This window comes from Endoryza foliicola, from assembly GCF_050589245.1.
Taxonomy (GTDB): domain Bacteria; phylum Bacteroidota; class Bacteroidia; order Chitinophagales; family Chitinophagaceae; genus Endoryza; species Endoryza foliicola.
Genome location: NZ_JBOBEW010000004.1, coordinates 60094 through 75114, shown reverse-complemented (window position 1 = coordinate 75114; position 15021 = coordinate 60094). Strand labels below are relative to the sequence as shown.

Below are 15021 nucleotides of genomic sequence, written 5' to 3'. Positions count from 1 at the left end.
ATCCCGAAAAATTGTATAAGTGGTTGACCACCAAAAAAAGGGTGATAAATTTCGAAACCGTTACCTTTGAACTTTATAATTGCTTGATATGTCTGAACGATCTATTGTGCGCCCCGATTTCCGCCACAGTCCTTCCATTGACCAGGTTGGAGCGGAAGAAAGAGCTGCCCGCTTTACCAAGCGTTCCATAAAAAAAGAGTCGAAATTACAAGGCCTTCATTTGGCTTTGAGCATGATCGATCTTACCACCCTCGAAGGGAAAGACACCCCCGGAAAAGTAAAACAACTCTGTTATAAGGCTATGCACCCTCACGATGCTCTGGAAGGACTTCCCACGGTAGCAGCCGTATGTGTGTACCCCAGCATGGTGGGCATCGCCAAAAAAGCATTGGAAGGTTCGAAAATAAAGGTCGCTTCCGTGGCAACCGCCTTTCCAAGCGGTCAAAGCACCCGCGATGTAAAACTCAGAGATACTAAATACGCCGTTTCAGAGGGTGCCGATGAAGTAGATATGGTGATTTCAAGAGGCAAATTCCTCGCCGGTGAATACAATTTCGTATTCGATGAAATAGCAGCTATTAAAGAAGCCTGTGGCAATGCCCGATTGAAAGTTATATTGGAAACGGGTGAACTGGGAAGCTTAGATAAAGTGAGAAGAGCCAGCGATATTGCCATGCACGCCGGTGCCGACTTTATCAAAACCTCTACCGGTAAAATTCAACCCGCCGCTACCATGCCTGTTACGCTGGTAATGTTGGAAGCCATTCGTGACTTCTACTACGAAACCGGCATTCAAATAGGGATGAAGCCTGCAGGGGGGATTTCTAAATCAAAGGCCGCCTTGCACTATTTAGTGATGTTGAATGAAGTGTTGGGGGCCGATTGGATGACCAACGAGTGGTTCCGATTTGGTGCCAGTAGCTTGGCCAATGACGTGCTGATGCAACTCGCCAAAGAAGCCACTGGACGCTACCAAAGCGCCGACTATTTTTCAATTGATTAATTAAACGAACCGCCTCATTACATTCTATATTATGGCTACAACCAAAAAAACAGCAACAAAAAAAGTTGCAAAAAAAGCGGCCCCTTCCTTAAAATTCAACACTGCTTGGGAGTACGCCCCTGCATTGGAAGGCACTTCGCATGTAACCATTGCTCCTCAATACGAGCTCTTCATTGACGGAAAGTTTGTAAAGCCTGAATCGGGCAAGTATTTCAATACCATTAATCCGGCAACCGAAGCCAATTTATCTTCAATTGCTGAAGCTAATGCAGCCGATGTAGACAAAGCCGTAAAAGCCGCTCGCAAAGCCTACAATGGAGCCTGGGGCAAAATGTCGGGTGCTGAAAGAGCCAAATACATCTTCAGAATCAGCAGAATGATTCAAGAAAAAGCAAGAGAGCTTTGTGTTATCGAAACCTTGGATGGCGGCAAACCCATCCGTGAGTCGAGAGATATTGACATTCCTTTAGCAGCCAACCATTTCTTCTATTATGCCGGCTGGGCCGATAAATTGGACTATGCTTTTCCCAATAGAAAACCAACGTCATTGGGCGTTGCAGGGCAAATCATCCCTTGGAATTTTCCTCTGCTCATGGCTGCCTGGAAAATAGCCCCGGCCCTAGCAACAGGAAACACTGTGGTGTTGAAGCCTGCAGAAACCACCCCTCTTACCGCATTGAAATTGGCAGAGATCATTCAAGAATGTGATCTTCCTCCGGGTGTGGTGAACATCCTAACCGGCGCCGGAGCTACCGGAGCGGCCCTCGTTCAACACAACGATATCAATAAAATTGCCTTTACCGGAAGTACTGAAGTAGGTAAGCTCATTCAACAAGCTTGTGCCGGCAGTTCGAAAAAACTCACACTGGAATTAGGAGGAAAAGCCGCCAATATCATTTTCGAAGATGCACCTTTAGATCAAGCAGTAGAAGGCATTATCAACGGGATCTTTTTCAATCAAGGTCATGTTTGTTGCGCCGGTTCTCGACTTTTCGTACAAGAGAGTGTTTACAAAACTGTTTTGAGAAAATTAAAAGACAGAATGGCTACTTTGATTGTTGGAAATCCTCTTGACAAGAACACCGATATTGGGGCAATTAACTCAAAGCAACAATTAGATACCATTCACAAATACATTACGATCGGTAAGAAAGAAGGTGCCGAAATGTATCAAACCGATATCAATCTGCCTCGCAAAGGGTTTTATTGCAAACCTACATTGTTCACCGATGTGGCACAAAGCAGCCGCATTGCTCAAGAAGAAATTTTTGGACCTGTATTGACCGTCCAAACATTCAGAACAGAGGATGAAGTAATTGAAAAAGCGAATAATACTCCTTATGGCTTGAGTGCGGGTGTTTGGACCGACAAAGGATCGAAAATCTTCAATCTTACCACGAAAATTCGAGCCGGAGTAGTTTGGGCGAATACCTATAACAAATTCGATCCCACCTCACCTTTCGGTGGTTATAAAGAAAGCGGCTACGGAAGAGAAGGCGGTTTACAAGGTTTGGCAGGATATCTGCATATCTAATCACAAGTTCAAGGTAAAAACATGAGTACCAACAGACTTAGCATCTTAAAAACATACAAACTCTATATTGGAGGTCAGTTTCCTAGAACGGAATCAGGCCGTTCCTACAAAGCTACTAACAGTAAGGGCGATCATTTGGCCAATATGTGTTGGGGGTCGAAGAAAGACGTACGCGACGCCATTGTTTCAGCGAGAGCCGCTTGGAAAGGATGGAGTGCAAGAGCCGCTTTTAACAGAGGTCAAATTCTATACAGAATAGCCGAAATGTTAGAAGGCAGATCAGAACAGTTTGTTTCAGAACTGGTATCAATGGATGTAACAGCGCAAGACGCTAAGGAAGAAGTGCAAGATTCCATTGATCGATTGGTATATTATGCCGGATGGTGTGATAAATACCAGCAGGTTTTTGGAACGGTTAACCCTGTTGCAAGTTCTCATTTCAATTTCTCCGTACCGGAATCAACCGGCGTTGTAGGCATCGTTTCCAAAGAAGCCTCTCCCCTACTAAGCTTGGTATCATTGATTGCACCTGCCATTGCCGGTGGCAATACGGTGGTAGTAATACCTAGTTACAGCAAACCTTTAGCAGCCATTAGTTTTGCCGAAGTGATCAACGACAGCGATGTCCCCGGTGGTGTCATCAACATCATTACCGGAAAAGCCACGGAACTAGCTCCGGCACTGGCTGAACACATGGATGTAAATGCTTTAGTACTTGGAAATGAAAGTGATGAACTAGATAAAGATGCTATACTAAAGGGAACGCACAATCTAAAACGAATAGTAGCATATCATGAAATAAACTGGAAAACGGAGCAAGGTCAATCGCCTTATTTTATTCTGGATTTACAGGAAACAAAAACCACTTGGCACCCCATTGAAAACATTGGTGGAGCAGGCGCCAAGTATTAAACGATTCGATATGAAATATTTGATTTTAATGCTGCTGGCATTTGTAAGTACTTCAAAGGCTGTTGCACAAGACAGCACCGGAGTGAAACTTTTCAAAGATAGCCGTGTAGATGTGCTGGTCAAAAAGCAAATTGAAGCCAATGAATATGCTACCCGTGAATCGCGTCGCTTTGTTCAAGGCTATCGCATTTTAATCATCAATACCAACGATCGAAATAAAGCCAACGATGCCAAGGCACAGATCTATAAATCGGCCCCCGAATTAAAAGTATACACAGACTATCAAGCGCCCTTTTTTAAAGTAAAAGTTGGCAATTACCGAGATGCCACTGAAGCCAATGAAGCACTTAAACAAGTACAACGCTATTACAAAGGCAGTATCTATGTAATTCGTGATTTAATAGAAGTGAATCCAGACAAGTCTGCCAGCCTCGAGTAATGCATTTCCCCGTTTTTCGTACCTTTATACCATGAACGCATTACAAGAGCTGATAAAATCCAAAGCCGCTGAATTAAAAGAGGAGATGATTGCAATTCGTCATCATCTTCATGCTCATCCTGAATTAAGTTATCAGGAATTTGAAACTTCTGCATTCATCCAATCGCAACTCAAAGCAATTGGAATTCCTTTTGAAGTAAAAGCAACAACCGGAGTTATTGGAATAATTGAAGGCAAGAACCCTTCTGCTCGATGTATTGCGCTAAGAGCCGATATCGATGCGCTCCCCATTCAAGAAGAAAATAATGCATCCTATTGCTCTACCAAAAAAGGGGTGATGCATGCTTGTGGTCACGACGTTCATACCACCTGTTTATTAGGCGCTGCAAAAATTCTATTCTCCATAAAAGATCAAATAGAAGGAACCATTAAATTGATCTTCCAGCCAGGAGAAGAAAAAAACCCCGGAGGAGCGAGTTTATTGATCAAAGAAGGAGTACTCGAAAATCCAACACCACAAGCCATTTTCGGATTGCATGTACATCCCAATTTAGAAACTGGTTTATTGAGTTTTAGAAGCGGACAGGTAATGGCGAGCGCCGATGAAATATACATTACTATTAAGAGCAAGGGTGGGCATGCAGCCGCTCCACATTTAACCGCAGATACTATCTTAATTGCCTCTCATTTGGTGGTTTCACTGCAACAAATTATAAGTAGACATAATAATCCATTCTCTCCATCAGTACTTTCTATCACGAGTTTCCAAGGAGGTTTCACCACCAATGTGATTCCCAGTGAAGTGAAATTGATGGGTACCTTTCGAGCCATGAATGAAGAATGGCGCTACAAAGCACACGATCTCATTCGCAAGCAAGCTACCGCATTGGTAGAAAGCATGGGAGCAAGCTTAGACTTGCACATAGATGTAGGTTATCCCTCTGTGTTCAATGAAGAAACACTCACTACCAAAGCTAGAGCCTTAGCCGAAACCTATATGGGCAAAGATCATGTGCAAACCACTGAAATGCGCATGGGTGCAGAAGACTTTGGCTACTATACCCAACACATTCCAGGTTGCTTCTTCCGTTTAGGAACCGGTAACCTTGAGCGCGGCATTAGTGCAGGCGTTCACACGCCCAAATTCGATATTGATGAAAATGCGATCGAAATTGGCATGGGTATGATGGCTTGGTTAGGAGCTTGCTCTTAATTATTTCTTCAATACAACAATAGATTCAACGATTTCTTCTTCGGGCGTTTTCATTTCAGAGAACGATTTACCGGAGTTCAATTTCTTTTGCATCGCTACTACGGTTTCTTCTAATGTAGTGATACGAATGAGCGTTCCTTTTGAAATAAGCCAGTAATGAGCTGCTGTTAGCATTACTCCATCACTGGATGTCCAGCTGAAAATTTGCTTTTTTGTTGGTATGCCGTCTAATTTAGTGGTATACTTTAATGTAGCCGTAGACCCCTTTAAATTGGCCAATAGTTGCTCAACAATTGCCTTCTCTATTGATTCAATAGTAACATTGGCATCAACGGAAGCTACTTCTATTACAATACGTTCTTGAAATTTATCTTGATCATTGTCTTTTGGTGCAACAAACATCGTTGTTTGAGGACGTTGCTTACTTACGAAATATGTTTTAGGAAACTTGATAGAATAAATTCCGAAAGTATCAGTAAAACTTGACAACTCAGGTTTTGATTGTGCTGAACCCTTTACCAGCATTCCTAAAAGGCAAAAAAAGATAAAAAGAAGTTTCATATTTTTTATTCAAATCTACCCGGCTCCTTTGGCGAATAGAATACTACCAGTGGAGTATTTTCAACCCTTTCTCATTCCAATAGTTTTGATCCTAAAAAATGAAATACTTAGTTACCTTATCCTTATTCTTCATTAGCCTTCTAAGTCATAGTCAAACAAAAAAGAACAAAAGAACCGGTGCCAGTGGCTTCTATTTCGAAGAATTCAATCAAACCGCCAAACTAAAAGAAGGTGAAACCTACTTAAAAGCTGTTTCTGATAGCTCCGGAGTGGCCAATTACTTATCGATGCCTAAACAATTCGGTATGGGAATGGGATTTGTGTACTTGGTAGAATCGGTGGAATTTGAATTTGGAATGGCCATTAAGCCAAAGACCTGGGCATTGGCTAAAAACGAGGTTTCCAATGGAACCACCATACTTGGGCTCACTTGGAGCGGAGTTGATTACAAAATGGGAATGAACATCTACCCTGCCAAAGCACCTTTCTTTATGGGAATGATGCTGTGCAGCAATGCTTACAATTGGAATTTAAGCGTAAAATCATCCGACCCTAACATTCAATCTAAATTTCAAAATGGCTTGGGATCAGGTAGAGTAGATTTTGGAAATACAACCGATTTCTTCGGTTCCGACAAACAGCGCATACTGATCGTTAAATTACAAGCCGGCTTTAACTTGTTCCTGTCCAAATACGATGGGCACCATCTAAAAATCAATGCATATGCCGACTATTCATTGAACAAATACAATTTCATTAATGCCTCTGATCTCTTTTTGAACTCTTACTCCGGTCCGGGCAAATCCAAATTTAAAGGATACGGTGTTCGCGTAGCGTTGCTATTTGGTCAAAAAAACAACTAAATTGAATCACAAACCCGGCGATTGAAGCACCTACCTATCTACACAGTCAAACACCTACTGTTATTGATGCTATTAGTGTCAGGCTGTCCGTCCTATGCGCAGATTGCTCCGCCTAAGTTCAAAATCTTTCAAACAAAAGATGGACTTGAATTGAACTCTGTTTATAGCATCGCACAAGGGTCGGGCGGATACATGTGGTTAGGATCGGGTATTGGAATTCAGCGTTTCAATGGATACCGTTTTGAAAAATGGAATGATGGAGTGCAACCTTCACGAGCTGCCTATGATATCTATGAAGATGCAGAACATCGCATTTGGGTATCGAACCCCGGTAGTTTGTACCGCTTCCAACCCGGCTCAAAAACTTACGAGCTATTAACTTTTCCTGCTCCTAAAAATTACTCTTATCGGTTAGAGTTTCTCAAAGAAGATCAATCCAACATCTGGTTTTATGTTCACAGTATTGGCTTCAGTTGTTATGAAAAAGAATCTGGTAAATTAAAGTCTTTGATTCGTTTCGATTCTGTTTACAAACCCATTCGAAATCAAAATCAACTGCAATCGGTGGCTGTTCTGCAAAATGGCAATTTCTGGACAATAAACAACAACGATGCCGACCCACTATCTATCAGCTTCGATGGAAAAACATTGAGCGTCAAAAGCTTTCAAATAAATCACTGGGGAGAGATCAAGGGAATGATCCCTGTAAAACAAGGAGTACTGGTTCTTGGAACGAAACAAACAGCTGTTTGCAAAGAGGGGAACTTAGACAGTCCCTTACTAGTTCTTTCCAAAAATAATATACCAGGCAATCACAACCGATGGTTCACCTATATTAGAACCAATGTAAAAGATCCGAATGCCATTCTCTTCCCGGGTAACGATGGTATTTATCAATTCAATGAAAGCACGCTTAAGCTCGACCTGTATTTGAAATCAGATATTAGTGAGAATGTTTCACGCCAAATGGTTTTTGCATTGAGCGAAGATGCGAATGGGAACATTTGGATTGGTAAAGATGTAGGAAACGGATTGCTTTTATTCAATCCCAATAAATCCGTATTCAAACAACTGAATGCTCCACCCGAGCGATTTTCAATAGTGTATTCCATGTGCTCAGATCCCGACGGAAATATTTATGCCGGGAATTTTGAAATGGGTATCAATCAATTCAACAAAGAGGGAAAATGGCTGAGACATTTTGAAATACCTTTTACAGAGTTGAATCAACCCATTTCTCCTCGATCCATCCATTATGTAGGAAAAAAATGCCTTCTCATAAAATCACTGACGGGAAAACTCTTCCTCCTACATACAAAGAGTGGAAAGGTTGACGACATCACTCCTATTCTTCCGCTCTCAACGCTTTTAAACCCCGTATCATTCGACGGAAACATAGAAGCCGTCTCTGAAAACAAATGGCTGATCACAAAAGGGCAACATCTGATTTCTTTGGAAGAAAAAAAAGGGAAATTCATTGCCACCATTGTGAAAGAAATCAAATCAGAATTCCCGCTTTCAATAGTACGTCATAAAGACAGTTCGATCTATGTTTCCACTATCAATAAACTTTACGTGCTTCAGGGAACCCGTTTCGATAGTATTCCTCTTCCTCGATCTTGCCACATCAAAGATCTGCACTTCGCAAAAAACGGAACCATGTGGTTGGCCACTACCAGCGGCATCGATCTTTTTGCTGGAGGAAAGTATCAAAAAACGCTTTCTACTGCAACCGGACTATTGAACGACTATGTATATGGAATTTTAGAAGACAGTTCAGGAAGGCACTGGTTTAGTACTAATAGGGGATTGGGTTCTATTGATAACAACAATACCATTCATTTCTATTCAGAAGAAGATGGAGTTCAAGGTGAAGAATTCGATACGCAATCCTTTTGTTACGGCGCTAATAATGAGCTGTATTTCGGCGGAGTAAAAGGTATAACAGGTTTTGATCCATCGAAGCTCTTGAACCAAAAAAGAAAGACCGCTATCATGATCACCTCGGTTACAATCAATGGACAAGACCATCCTTTTAAACTCACTGGTAATACACTTTCCTTGGAACTCGATTATCATCAAACCAATATTGGAATCGAACTTTCGCTAACCGACTTTGCAAACACTAGCGGTAACCGCTTTGTTTACAAGATTGACAATATGGGTATTGATTGGGTCCAACTAAACCAAACGCACTTCATTCAAACATCATTGCAACCAGGGACGTATCGCTTTATAATCAAAGGAAGTTCAGATGGCGCGAGTTGGACGCCGGAATTTATTGCAACGATTGTTATTCATCAGGCTTGGTGGAAAACCAACCTATTTATTGGCTTCATTATACTACTTGTTATTATAGGAATAGCTTTGCTATTTCGTTTCTTCTCCAATCGAAGACTAGAGAGGAAGATGCAGGAGCTAAAAACCCTGAATGAAATTCAGAAAGAAAGAGAAAGAATTGGAAGAGACCTGCACGATAATATTGGAGCCTATACCACTTCACTCCTTGCAAATATAGACGCCATCGAGAAAAAATTGCCCGAAAAAACCAGCTTGCAACCACTCAAAGAAGATGCTCAGGAAATTCTTGGAACAGTACGAGAAACTATCTGGATACTTAAAAATGAATCAAGACCACTCGAAGATTTTATTGATAGTTACAAAATGTATGTCAATAAAATGATCCAACACCTTCCCTTCATTAAGTTTGAGTGCACAGAGAATGTGGAAGGCAGTATGGATCTAAGTCCCGTTCAATGTTTGCATTTAAACAGAATTTTACAAGAACTGGCGCAAAACACGTTGAAGCATTCCAATGCAACCGCCATTTACACTTCATTTCATTTGAAAGAACACTTCTCTTTTACCTATTATGACAACGGAATTACCTACAATCTCGAACAAGTAACAAAAGGCGATGGCTTGAATAACATTGAATATCGAGCGAATGAAATTAATTTTTCTATACAAACTGAAGAAGCCGACGGTCATCTTATCTGGACATTTAAACAACTGTAAGCATGTTAATTAAAATAGCAATTGTAGACGATAAACAAATCAACCGAACAACCACTAAAAACAAGCTGGTTCAGGATGCAGACATCTCAATTGTATTGGAAGCAAAAAACGGAATCGACTTTCTTCAAAAATTAAAAGAGCAGCCTCTAGATCAATTTCCAGACCTTGCTTTGATGGACTTGGAAATGCCTGAAATGAATGGCATTGAAACCATTCGTCAGGCCGGCGGCATCTATCCTCAATTAAAGTTCATTGTACTTACCATTTTCGAAGATAGTGAGAAAATATTCGAAGCAATTAAGGCGGGTGCAGGTGGCTATTTATTAAAAGAGGATACTGCACTCAATCTAAAAGATGCAATTGTTCATGTAATTGAATTCAATGGCATTCCAATGAGTCCTGCCATTGCACGAAAAGCAATGGCATTATTGAAAGAGAGTCCTGTTAAAACAGATACTAAAGAATCCGACACTTCGAATTTAACAGAAAGAGAAATGGAGATACTAAAAGAAATGGTAACCGGAAAAAACTACAAAGCCATTGGAGAGAAACTGTTTATTTCACCCTTAACTGTAAAGAAACACGTGTCTCATATTTACGAGAAATTACACGTGCGAAACCGTTCACAAATTATCAATCTTGCTTACAAGAAAAAATGGATCAATTAGCTTCTTGCTTTTCTTTGATGATAAAGCAAAGTTTTTCGGTGGGCGATTCAGTAGGAACACCATAAAGTTTCAGCACACCATTTTTCGCCACCAAATTAAAGATCATTTCTGAATCACGGGTTTGTCCGTCGGGAGTAATAAGTACGGCCTTTGTTTTCCAATCAATGGTTCCATCTGTATAATCACTGTTCATTTTACAAACCGTTTCTGTGTGAACACCACTAACATCGATATCATCTCCCTCATCAGTATGGAGAATTACATGAATACTGTCTTTTGAAATGGTAATTTTTGCTGTTAATGGAACGGACTCGCCATCGGAACCATCTGCGTTCACAGAAATTACTTTATCCACCACTAATTTGAACCGCTTTCCACAGTTGTTTTGTGAAAAACTATTAAAAGAAAAGAGAAGAATTGTAAACGCAAGTAAGATTCGCATAAAAAGATAATTAGTCCTCAATATACTCCATAATATCCCGATCAGCAAGAAAAAGTGAACAGTCATTAGCTTTGCTTGGTTTTTCGTACCTTGCACTACCTTTTAGTATCTGTAGAAAAACCCATTTTGAATTAAAACCGAATTATGAAGCAAGAACTGAGAAAAGAGCAGGCGCTTGAGTATCACGCAAAGGGCAGACCCGGAAAAATTGAAGTGATTCCTACTAAAGAAGCCAAAACTCAGAGAGATCTTTCACTCGCTTATTCCCCCGGCGTTGCAGAACCATGTAAAGAAATTGCTGCAAATATTGAGAATGTATATAAATACACCGCAAAGGGTAATCTGGTAGCAGTGATCAGTAACGGAACCGCTGTACTTGGTTTGGGTGATATTGGTCCGGAGGCCGGCAAACCGGTAATGGAAGGAAAAGGTGTGTTGTTCAAAATCTTCGCCGACATCGATGTGTTCGATATCGAAATCAACGAAAAAGATCCCGAGAAATTCGTTCAAATTGTTAAAGCACTGGAACCCACTTTTGGTGGGGTGAACTTGGAAGATATTAAAGCTCCTGAATGTTTCTACATCGAAAAGAAACTGAAAGAGCAAATGAAAATTCCGGTGATGCACGATGATCAGCACGGTACCGCTATTATCAGCGCTGCTGCATTGTTGAATGCTTGCGAAATTCAGAAAAAGGATATTTCAAAAGCGCGCTTCGTAGTAAATGGAGCAGGTGCCGCAGCTATTGCCTGTATTAAATTATATGAATCACTAGGAGCCACACACGAAAACATACTTGTATTCGATAGTAAAGGATTGGTACATTCATCAAGAACAGATTTGGATGAATTGAAGAAAGAATTCGTTTCAAACGGACCAACCTTAACCCTTACAGAAGCATTGGTAAATGCCGATGTATTCATTGGGTTGAGCAAGGGTAATATTTTATCGAAAGACATGGTGAAGTCAATGGCGAAAAATCCCATTGTATTTGCGATGGCCAATCCAGACCCGGAGATCAGCTTTGAAGATGCAACTGCAGCACGTGAGGACGTGATCATGGCAACAGGAAGAAGCGATTATCCCAATCAAGTAAACAATGTATTAGGATTCCCTTTCATCTTCCGCGGTGCTTTGGATGTTCGTGCAACCCAAATTAATGAGGCCATGAAGTTGGCAGCAGTGAAATCATTGGCCGAGTTGGCGAAAACGCCGGTACCCGATATTGTAAACATTGCTTACAACGAGAAAAACATCGTTTTTGGTCCAAATTATATTATTCCGAAACCATTGGATCCTCGATTGCTGTCTACGGTAGCACCTGCTGTTGCCAAAGCGGCCATTGAAAGCGGCGTTGCGCAAGCTGTCATCAGCAACTGGGATCAATACGCCATTGAATTGAACAAGCGTTTGGGCTTAGACAATCAGATCATGCGTATCCTTGGTAACAAAGCACGTCGTGATCCAAAACGCATCGTGTTTGCGGAAGCCGATAATCAAAAAATTCTCAAAGCAGCACAAATTGTATTTGATGAGGGCGTAGGATATCCTATTCTTTTAGGTAAAGAATCAAGAATCAGAGCCATTGCCGATGAGAACAATATCGATATTGAAGGCTTTCCTATTATCGACCCACAAAGTGAGGAACAAGACGAAAAGCGTAAAATTTACGCCGATCTATTCTTCCAAAAAAGGCACCGTAAGGGCGTAAATGCATATGAAAGTTTAAAGATCATGCGCGATCGCAACCACTTCGGATCCATGATGGTAGAAACCGGAGAGGCAGATGCAATGATTTCCGGACTCACCAGAAATTATGCCGATACCATTCGACCTGCCATCCAAATTATTGGAACAGAAGACGGGGTTAAGAAAATCGCCGGCATGTATATGTTGCTCACCAAACGTGGACCCATTTTCATGGCCGATACCACGGTGAACTTCAACCCTACAGCAGAAGAATTAGCCGATATTACCTTAATGGTAGCCCGTGAAGTAAGAAACTTCAATTTGGTACCCAGAATCGCCATGTTGAGTTATTCGAACTTCGGAAGCAGCGATTCTCCTGAAGCAAAAATTGTAGCCAAAGCCACTGAAATTGTAAAACAACGCAACCCATCCTTGATTGTTGATGGTGAAATGCAAGTAAGCATGGCTTTCAATAAAGACTTGTTGAAAGAAAACTATCCATTCACTGAATTGGCAGACAAAGATGTGAACACCCTTATCTTCCCGAATTTGGCGGCCGGTAACGTTGCTTACAACTTGCTCAAAGAATTGGGTGATGCGGATGCTATCGGGCCGATCCTATTAGGATTGAAGAAGCCCGTTCACGTATTACAACTAGGTAGTTCTGTAAGAAGTATCTTCAATATGTGTGTGGTAGCAGCCGTTGATGCTCAGTTCAAGTCTAAAACGAACACCGCCGACATTGTGAAAAATTCACCTTGGTGGAAAAGAGAGAAATAGGTGAATAGGTGTTAGGTTTTAGGCCTTAGGCTTTGGGCTTTAGGTGTTAGGCCTTGGGCTTTAGGCTTTAGAAAATAGTGAGAACCGCTTCGCAATGCGAAGCGGTTTTTTATTGAAGATCTTTTTATTATAGGCATTCATTCTGTGCTTCAATAAAAGCTTGCCTATTTCACCAAACTTTAACCTTCGCTTTTTGGTGGCCGGTGAGTATTGTTGAAAGAATCCGTTTGGATTTAGTAATTTCACACTTTAAATCAATTTGGCCACTAACTACGGGTAGATGACTTTATTTACAGAATTTGGACGTTATTTATTGATGATCAAAGGAATGTTTTCCAAACCGGAAAACTTCAAGATGTATTGGAAAGAATTGATGCATCAATGTTCTGAAATTGGTTTAGGCTCTTTGGGCATTGTAGTCATCATTTCAGTGTTTATGGGCGCCGTTTCGGCCCTTCAAACTGCTTACCAATTGGTGAGCGATTTCGTCCCAAAATCAACCATCGCAACCATCGTTCGTGATACGGTAATTCTTGAATTTGCGCCTACGTTGGTATGTATTGTTCTTGCAGGAGTAGTAGGCAGTAAAATAGCAAGCGAATTAGGAAACATGCGGGTAACCGAGCAAATTGATGCCCTTGAAATTATGGGAATCAATACCAAATCTTATTTGGTGCTGCCAAAAATCATGGCTTCTATGATCATGATTCCATTGTTGGTAGTGATATCAATGGGATTAGGAATTTATGGTGGTAGAATGGCGGTAGTACTTTCCGATGTAATGAGCAGCAATGAATTTGAAAAAGGCGTGCTCGAGAATTTCATGGGATATAACGTGTTTTTCGCACTTGTGAAGGGCTATACTTTTGCCTTTATCATTTCCAGTATTCCGGCCTATTATGGCTATTATGTTCAAGGTGGTGCGCTTGAAATTGGAAGGGCCAGTACAAAAGCGGTGGTAGTGAGTTGTGTGGCAGTACTGTTTGCCGACTATATATTAGCTGCCCTTATGTTAAGCAATATAAAATAAGATGATTGAACTGAAACATATCAAGAAAGGATTCGGAGACCGTGTGGTGTTGAATGATGTGAATGCTGTTATGGAAACCGGCAAGTGCAACTTGATTATCGGTGCCAGCGGCAGCGGTAAAACCGTGCTCATGAAATGCATGGTAGGGCTGCTCCAACCCGATGACGGTGAAATTTGCTACAATGGCAACGAGTTTTTGAATATGCAAGCAGACGACAAAAAAGAGATCCGCAAACAAATCGGAATGCTTTTCCAAGGATCGGCACTCTTTGATAGTTTAACAGTAGAAGAAAATATCATGTTCCCTTTGAACATGTTTACAAAAGATACGACCACTCAAAAACTGAAACGTGTAAACGAAGTATTGGATCGCGTAAATCTAAAAGATGCCAATAAGAAATTCCCTGCTGAATTGAGTGGTGGAATGAAAAAACGCGTAGGCATTGCTCGAGCCATTGTTCTGAATCCAAAATTCTTGTTTTGTGATGAACCTAACTCAGGTCTCGATCCGCAAACTTCTTTGGTGATCGATAAACTAATCAAAGAAATTACGATGGAATACAATATTACTACCATCGTAAATACGCACGACATGAACAGTGTGATGGAAATTGGCGATCACATCATTTACATGTATCAAGGCTACAAAGAATGGGAAGGAACCAATAAAGAAATTATCTTCAGCAAAAATGAACTACTCAATAAATTCATCTTCGCCTCCGACTTCCTTCAAGATGCCAAAGACATGCGCATGCTCGAACAATCTGGGAAAATTGATAATAACAGAGATATGGACAAGTTAATTAGTAATGAATAATTAAAAATTAATAATTAATTCAGGCCGTAGGCTTACTCTAGCCCCTCCAACC

The 15021-nt window shown here is 41.0% G+C and carries 14 protein-coding genes; 11 read left to right on the top strand and 3 right to left on the bottom strand.

Features of this window, described 5'->3' with window-relative positions; all coding sequences use genetic code 11:
• The first annotated feature begins 88 nt into the window (after positions 1–88).
• The 5 genes from deoC to ACQ2HE_RS10195 are packed head-to-tail and all read left to right on the top strand — an operon-like array spanning position 89 to position 5101.
• Positions 89–1003 (top strand): deoxyribose-phosphate aldolase, encoded by a 915-nt coding sequence (gene deoC / locus ACQ2HE_RS10215; protein WP_430899848.1) that lies wholly within the window; start codon positions 89–91, stop codon positions 1001–1003.
• 31 nt (positions 1004–1034) lie between these two features.
• A complete protein-coding gene (locus ACQ2HE_RS10210) occupies positions 1035–2537 on the top strand; it encodes an aldehyde dehydrogenase family protein (RefSeq protein WP_430899850.1) in 1503 nt (500 codons plus the stop codon).
• A gap of 21 nt (positions 2538–2558) precedes the next feature.
• Positions 2559–3449, top strand: a complete 891-nt coding sequence (locus ACQ2HE_RS10205) for an aldehyde dehydrogenase family protein (RefSeq protein ID WP_430899852.1) — start codon at positions 2559–2561, stop codon at positions 3447–3449.
• A gap of 10 nt (positions 3450–3459) precedes the next feature.
• Entirely contained in the window at positions 3460–3888 is a 429-nt protein-coding gene (locus ACQ2HE_RS10200; RefSeq protein ID WP_430899854.1) for an SPOR domain-containing protein, read from the top strand.
• 31 nt (positions 3889–3919) lie between these two features.
• Positions 3920–5101 (top strand): M20 metallopeptidase family protein, encoded by a 1182-nt coding sequence (locus tag ACQ2HE_RS10195; RefSeq protein WP_430899856.1) that lies wholly within the window; start codon positions 3920–3922, stop codon positions 5099–5101.
• On the opposite strand, the gene ACQ2HE_RS10190 is transcribed toward ACQ2HE_RS10195, so the two are convergent.
• Positions 5102–5662 carry a hypothetical protein gene (locus tag ACQ2HE_RS10190; protein ID WP_430899858.1) on the bottom strand — a complete coding sequence of 187 codons (561 nt, stop codon included), beginning with the start codon at positions 5660–5662 and terminating at the stop codon, positions 5102–5104.
• A 98-nt stretch (positions 5663–5760) separates the two neighbouring features.
• Here ACQ2HE_RS10190 and ACQ2HE_RS10185 point away from each other — a divergent pair, with 98 nt between their 5' ends.
• From ACQ2HE_RS10185 to ACQ2HE_RS10175, 3 genes are all read left to right on the top strand, one after another.
• Positions 5761–6525, top strand: coding sequence for a hypothetical protein (locus tag ACQ2HE_RS10185; RefSeq protein WP_430899860.1), 765 nt, complete (start codon positions 5761–5763; stop codon positions 6523–6525).
• Between the two features lie 66 nt (positions 6526–6591).
• On the top strand, positions 6592–9543 hold the full coding sequence (locus tag ACQ2HE_RS10180) for a ligand-binding sensor domain-containing protein (protein WP_430899862.1): 2952 nt from the start codon (positions 6592–6594) through the stop codon (positions 9541–9543).
• Between the two features lie 2 nt (positions 9544–9545).
• Entirely contained in the window at positions 9546–10211 is a 666-nt protein-coding gene (locus ACQ2HE_RS10175; RefSeq protein WP_430899864.1) for a response regulator transcription factor, read from the top strand.
• Here ACQ2HE_RS10175 and ACQ2HE_RS10170 read toward each other — a convergent pair.
• Positions 10204–10653, bottom strand: coding sequence for a hypothetical protein (locus ACQ2HE_RS10170; protein WP_430899868.1), 450 nt, complete (start codon positions 10651–10653; stop codon positions 10204–10206). The two genes, ACQ2HE_RS10175 and ACQ2HE_RS10170, sit on opposite strands and share 8 nt — an antisense overlap.
• A gap of 144 nt (positions 10654–10797) precedes the next feature.
• On the opposite strand from ACQ2HE_RS10170, the gene ACQ2HE_RS10165 reads away from it, so the two are divergent.
• The gene (locus ACQ2HE_RS10165) at positions 10798–13122 is read left to right on the top strand and encodes an NADP-dependent malic enzyme (RefSeq protein WP_430899870.1); all 2325 of its coding nucleotides are present in this window, start codon (positions 10798–10800) and stop codon (positions 13120–13122) included.
• A 60-nt stretch (positions 13123–13182) separates the two neighbouring features.
• Here the strand turns inward: ACQ2HE_RS10165 and ACQ2HE_RS10160 are convergent, their stop codons facing one another.
• Positions 13183–13368, bottom strand: a complete 186-nt coding sequence (locus tag ACQ2HE_RS10160) for a hypothetical protein (protein ID WP_430899872.1) — start codon at positions 13366–13368, stop codon at positions 13183–13185.
• A gap of 34 nt (positions 13369–13402) precedes the next feature.
• Here ACQ2HE_RS10160 and ACQ2HE_RS10155 point away from each other — a divergent pair, with 34 nt between their 5' ends.
• Both ACQ2HE_RS10155 and ACQ2HE_RS10150 read left to right on the top strand, forming a co-directional pair.
• Positions 13403–14152 carry an MlaE family ABC transporter permease gene (locus tag ACQ2HE_RS10155; protein ID WP_430899874.1) on the top strand — a complete coding sequence of 250 codons (750 nt, stop codon included), beginning with the start codon at positions 13403–13405 and terminating at the stop codon, positions 14150–14152.
• Between the two features lies 1 nt (position 14153).
• Positions 14154–14969: an ABC transporter ATP-binding protein gene (locus ACQ2HE_RS10150; RefSeq protein ID WP_430899876.1), complete on the top strand. Its 816-nt coding sequence runs from the start codon at positions 14154–14156 to the stop codon at positions 14967–14969.
• Positions 14970–15021: the final 52 nt, after the last annotated feature.

What these genes read in the sequence shown, in the direction of transcription:
- deoC (WP_430899848.1), top strand. Translation starts at nt 89, where the DNA reads ATGTCTGAACGATCTATTGTGCGCCCCGATTTCCGCCACAGTCCTTCC.
- ACQ2HE_RS10210 (WP_430899850.1), top strand. Translation starts at nt 1,035, where the DNA reads ATGGCTACAACCAAAAAAACAGCAACAAAAAAAGTTGCAAAAAAAGCG.
- ACQ2HE_RS10205 (WP_430899852.1), top strand. Translation starts at nt 2,559, where the DNA reads ATGAGTACCAACAGACTTAGCATCTTAAAAACATACAAACTCTATATT.
- ACQ2HE_RS10200 (WP_430899854.1), top strand. Translation starts at nt 3,460, where the DNA reads ATGAAATATTTGATTTTAATGCTGCTGGCATTTGTAAGTACTTCAAAG.
- ACQ2HE_RS10195 (WP_430899856.1), top strand. Translation starts at nt 3,920, where the DNA reads ATGAACGCATTACAAGAGCTGATAAAATCCAAAGCCGCTGAATTAAAA.
- ACQ2HE_RS10190 (WP_430899858.1), bottom strand. Translation starts at nt 5,662, where the DNA reads ATGAAACTTCTTTTTATCTTTTTTTGCCTTTTAGGAATGCTGGTAAAG.
- ACQ2HE_RS10185 (WP_430899860.1), top strand. Translation starts at nt 5,761, where the DNA reads ATGAAATACTTAGTTACCTTATCCTTATTCTTCATTAGCCTTCTAAGT.
- ACQ2HE_RS10180 (WP_430899862.1), top strand. Translation starts at nt 6,592, where the DNA reads ATGCTATTAGTGTCAGGCTGTCCGTCCTATGCGCAGATTGCTCCGCCT.
- ACQ2HE_RS10175 (WP_430899864.1), top strand. Translation starts at nt 9,546, where the DNA reads ATGTTAATTAAAATAGCAATTGTAGACGATAAACAAATCAACCGAACA.
- ACQ2HE_RS10170 (WP_430899868.1), bottom strand. Translation starts at nt 10,653, where the DNA reads ATGCGAATCTTACTTGCGTTTACAATTCTTCTCTTTTCTTTTAATAGT.
- ACQ2HE_RS10165 (WP_430899870.1), top strand. Translation starts at nt 10,798, where the DNA reads ATGAAGCAAGAACTGAGAAAAGAGCAGGCGCTTGAGTATCACGCAAAG.
- ACQ2HE_RS10155 (WP_430899874.1), top strand. Translation starts at nt 13,403, where the DNA reads ATGACTTTATTTACAGAATTTGGACGTTATTTATTGATGATCAAAGGA.
- ACQ2HE_RS10150 (WP_430899876.1), top strand. Translation starts at nt 14,154, where the DNA reads ATGATTGAACTGAAACATATCAAGAAAGGATTCGGAGACCGTGTGGTG.